This window comes from Pseudoalteromonas sp. SR45-5 (assembly GCF_014163565.1).
Lineage (GTDB): Bacteria > Pseudomonadota > Gammaproteobacteria > Enterobacterales > Alteromonadaceae > Pseudoalteromonas > Pseudoalteromonas distincta.
Window position 1 is genome coordinate 1 of the sequence record NZ_JACJDN010000411.1, and the last position, 3,714, is coordinate 3,714.

At 37.9% G+C, this 3,714-nt stretch carries 4 protein-coding genes; all 4 read left to right on the plus strand.

The genetic code is table 11. The features are described from left to right. Positions 1-145: 145 nt before the first annotated feature. A complete protein-coding gene (locus tag H5072_RS14230) occupies positions 146-1,549 on the plus strand; it encodes an undecaprenyl-phosphate glucose phosphotransferase (protein ID WP_182693889.1) in 1,404 nt (467 codons plus the stop codon). Then, positions 1,533-2,753, plus strand: a complete 1,221-nt coding sequence (locus H5072_RS14235; RefSeq protein WP_182693890.1) for an outer membrane beta-barrel protein — start codon at positions 1,533-1,535, stop codon at positions 2,751-2,753. The genes H5072_RS14230 and H5072_RS14235 overlap by 17 nt, the downstream gene beginning before the upstream one ends. After that, positions 2,753-3,277: a polysaccharide biosynthesis/export family protein gene (locus tag H5072_RS14240; RefSeq protein ID WP_182693891.1), complete on the plus strand. Its 525-nt coding sequence runs from the start codon at positions 2,753-2,755 to the stop codon at positions 3,275-3,277. Before H5072_RS14235 ends, H5072_RS14240 begins: the two co-directional genes overlap by 1 nt. A gap of 22 nt (positions 3,278-3,299) precedes the next feature. Beyond that, positions 3,300-3,714: Wzz/FepE/Etk N-terminal domain-containing protein (locus H5072_RS14245; protein ID WP_259395957.1), on the plus strand; the 415-nt coding region annotated here is incomplete at its 3' end.

Here is a 3,714-nt window from a genome sequence, read left to right on the forward strand (position 1 = left end):
AATAATGAGTTAATTTTATTGCTGACTGTTACACTATTTTTAGCTTTTAAAAACTGCATTATTGAATACAGATAAGTAATACGTTATTATTAATTTATAGCTATGTGGGTATTTATCCACTGCACTTTACTTAGGGACTAAAAGTATGAAATCGTCAAGGACGTTTAAGCCATCTAGCTCATCCGATGCTAATTTTTATCGTTTGTTCGATATTTTCGCGTTATTTTTAGCCTTTCAATGCTCTGCACTCTTTTATAGTTTTGAACTCACAGCTCACTATATGGTGGCTGTTTTAACTGTTGCACTAAGCTTTTTATACTGCGCCGAAATATTTTCTGCTTATCGCTCTTGGCGTGCAGGTAAATTTAAAACCATGGTTTTGTGTGCTTGGGGCTCGTTGTTTGTTGCCTTTAGTATTTTATTTTTTATATCTTTTATGTTTAAGTTTACCGAGTCGTTTTCGCGTGTTGGTTTAAGCTTATGGTTTTTACTTAGTGTTGCTTATTTATACATATGGCGTTTTGGGGTTTATTTATATAAGCGTAACCGCCGTAGTTTAGGCATGAACTTACGTAACGTTGCAATAGTAGGTGCTACAGAGTCAGCTGTTTATTTGTATGATGAGATCGAAAAAAACGATGAGCTTGGTTTTAAGTTTTTAGGTTTTTTTGACGACCGCAAACCAGAGCGACTATTTAATAATGTAAAAACGTACGAAATATCTGGAACTATTCAAAATGCAATATGTGCTGCACGCGAAGGCAAAATCGACATACTTTATATAGCACTCCCAATGAAAGCCGATAAGCGTATAGCCGATTTATTACTACAGCTTGGCGACACCACGGTAGACGTACACTTTATACCTGACTTTTTACTTTCAAACTTAATACATGCCCGTGTTGAACACGTTGGCGATGTAGACACACTAAGCGTTTTTGAATCTCCTTTTATTGGTGCTCGTGAGTTTATTAAACGCACTGAAGACATAATAGTATCGTCGATTATTTTACTGCTTATATCTCCTATGCTTATTGCTATAGCGTTTGCTGTTAAGTTTACCTCTAAGGGGCCTGTAATATTTAAGCAAGACAGATATGGGCTTGATGGGCGTAAAATTAAAGTGTGGAAATTTCGCTCTATGTCGGTAACCGAAAATAGCGCAGTGGTAACACAAGCTACTAAAAACGATGCCCGTATCACAAAATTAGGTGGTTTTTTACGCCGTACTAGCCTTGACGAGCTACCGCAATTTATAAACGTGCTAAAAGGCGATATGTCGATAGTAGGGCCTCGCCCACATGCTGTTGCTCATAACGAAGAGTATCGTAAAAAAGTTGAGTTTTACATGTTTAGGCATAAAGCCAAACCAGGTATAACTGGTTGGGCACAAATTAATGGTTGGCGCGGCGAAACCGATACGCTTGATAAAATGGAAAAGCGTGTTGAATACGATTTACATTACATAAAGCATTGGTCTTTATGGTTAGATGTTAAAATAATTTTTATGACAATTTTTAAGGGATTTAAAAATGCAAATGCATACTAAAAAATCAGTTATACCTTGTGCTGTAGTTTTACTGTCGGCAACGTTGTCAGCTCCTGCTTCGGCTGAGTTTACGCCAGGCAGCTTTATGACCAAAGATGGTGCCGAAATTACCCCAGTTTTGCAAACAGGATTAAGCGTTAACGACAACATTTTTAATACACCAACCGACGAAGAGTCGCGTGTAATTTGGACTATTTCGCCAGGGGTTGCAGCCATAATAGACGATGGCCCCGACAGCTACAAACTAAACGTTGGTACCAGTAGCTCTTTATATAATAAAGACTCTGTTGATAACTTTACTCAAGTTAATTTGGGTGCGGGTGTACATAAAGAGCTTACCAGCCGACACGTTTTTGATATTAACGGCACGGCTGATTGGCTGTATGAGCCACGAGGTACTGGTTTAACGCAAGGCTTGGGCGATATTGTTGACGAGCTAATAAAGTACCAACAACAAGATATTACTGGTACTTATAAATTTGGCTCGCAAACATCTAAAGCCCAATTAGAGTTGGTTTCTGGCTTTTACAATAAAAAATATCAAAATTTTAGAGCTACATCACAATTTCGTGATTACGATAAAACGTTAATTGGTGCAACTGGTTATTACAACACGCAAGCTGCAACACGCATGTTTGTAGAGGTAACCCGCGATGACTACCGCTACGACGTTTTAGAGTCTAGTGGTGTTTCACGTAACTCAGACGATATTAAAGTACTTTTTGGTATGGAGTGGGAGGCAACGTCGCTTACCTCTGGCACTTTTAAACTTGGTTACCAAAACAAAGACTTTGACGATAACCAACGTGAGAGCTTTAGTGGCTTAAGTTGGGAGGCTGGCGTTACTTGGCAACCTTTAACTTACTCTACATTTGATTTTACAACCAGTAGAGCGGCGACCGATCCACTGCTTGAAGGCGATTATATTAAAGAAAGCACCTACGGTGTTAAATGGAAACACGATTGGAGCGATTATTTAGCCTCTGTAGCGAGTATGAGTTATGTAGATGAGCAATACACTGGCGATATTGGTCGTAAAGATGAAACAAAAAGCGCTCGACTTGGCTTAAATTACCAAGCTAATAACTTTGGTTTAATTTCGACTTATGTTGATTTTATTGATAAAAACTCAAATCAGCCATTAATCGAGTTTGACCGCGTAATTGTGGGTGTTAATTTTACGTTTGCTTTAAAGGCTAATTAATGAACTGTAAACTTTTTTTTAGTGCATTGTGCTTTTTATTTAGCACAGTGTGCTTTGCACAAACGGCGCAAGACTATGTGTTGGGCCCGGGCGATAAAGTAGAAATAAAAGTATTTGGTGAACCCGATTTAGAGGTAACTGCGCTACTAGGCAATAGTGGTGAGGTTAATTACCCATTTTTAGGGGCACTTAAACTAGCTGGGTTAACTACGTTTGAGGTTGAAAAGTCCATTGCTAATGGCTTACAGCCTGATTATTTAAAAACCCCAAGTGTATATGTTCAGGTTATTGAGTATAGACCCTTTTATATACATGGTGAAGTTAAAGAGCCTGGTGCTTACCCTTACCAGCCAGCTATGACAGTTAACCAAGCCGTTGCATTAGCGGGCGGCTTAACTGAGCGGGCATCAACTGATAAAATTTATATTTTTAAAGAGCAAACTAAGCAGCAGCAACAAAAAGGCACTCTTAATAGCCAAATTGCAGCAGGCGATACAATAAAAATAGAACAACGCTTGTTTTAAGCAGTTTTAAAGGCAGTAAATAATGAATAAGTTCGAGAATAATTCAATTGATAGCGAAGATGTTATTGATTTCACTGTTTATCTAAAGGTTATACAGCGTGCTAAGTGGCGTATTATTGGCTTTTCGGTAGTTGTTACGTTGTTAACAATAATGTTTGCTTTAACACTTGTGCCGCAATATACGGCATCTGCTACTTTACTTATTGAATCAGAGCAATCTAAAGCGGTTAGTTTTGAAGAAATTTATGGTCTTGATACCACAAAAAAAGAGTATTACTTAACGCAGTTTGAAATACTTAAGTCTGACAGTATTGGCCGAGAGGTAATTACTAAGCTTAATTTAGAAGAACACAGCGATTTTATTCCTAAGCCTAGTTTTATGGGCGAAGTTAAAGGCTATGTAAAAGGTTTACTGCCTTTTTTAAATAAAAATGAAG